Genomic DNA, 861 nt, shown 5'->3' with positions numbered 1-861 from the left:
CATGTTTCCCGACCTCACCCGTGACGATGTTTTCCGCTTGGAAACGCGCCGCCTTTGGCTCCGTTGGCCCCGCCTCGCCGACGCACAGTCCATCGTACGCCTCGCCGGTGAGAAAACGGTCGCGGAGATGACGGCGCGAATTCCCCATCCCTATCCTCCGGAGGACGGTGAGCGGTTCGTTTTTCATGCGCGGCAAACCAATGCAGATGGAAGCGGCCTGCAGCTCGCCATCACGCTGAAGGGCAAGCCCAACGCTCTCATCGGCATGGTGGCCATCGGTCCGAGCCCAGAGGATGGTCGCCCCAGCCTCGGCTATTGGCTCGGGACACCATCTTGGGGTCACGGCTACGCCACCGAGGCGGCGCGAGCGCTGATCGATGCCTTCTTCGCCTATGGAGCGGAGGATGTTCTCACCGCATCGACGCGGGTCATCAATCCGACGTCCCGCCGGGTGCTCGAAAAATGCGGTTTCGCATTTCAGGGCTCCGGCTTGATGGCCTTCGAGGCGAGGGGCGGCCTGTTTCCGGCCGATCAGTTCCGTCTCGATCGACGGGCCTGGGAAAGCTTGAAGACCTGGAGCCACACCGGCCTCGTCCGCGAGCCCAGCGGGGCGGACGATTCGAGTGAATTGTCCCTCGCCTGCTGAACCCACCCAACATGCGCCCCGGCCTCGGCCGGGGCGTTTTTCGTCGCTCGGGCCCCGACCTTGGCCGGGGCATTTTTTCGTTCAACCTTCGGGCTCCGGGCCTTTCGCCCGGGCATTTTTCGTTCAACCCTCGCGTTGCTCCGGCACGCCTTGTCCCGTAAAGGGAGCAGGCTATGAAATTTCTCGACCAAGCTAAAATCTTTATCGCTTCGGGC

Annotated in this window: 1 protein-coding gene; it reads left to right on the top strand. The window is 63.2% G+C overall.

Features of this window, described 5'->3' with window-relative positions:
* The first annotated feature begins 1 nt into the window (after position 1).
* Positions 2-646, top strand: a complete 645-nt coding sequence (locus AC1DT3_RS22920; protein WP_477467459.1) for a GNAT family N-acetyltransferase — start codon at positions 2-4, stop codon at positions 644-646.
* The last annotated feature ends 215 nt before the right edge of the window (positions 647-861 follow it).

It is taken from the genome of Microvirga sp. P4_G7 (assembly GCF_056401005.1).
This window is presented reverse-complemented; position numbering and strand designations above follow the sequence as displayed.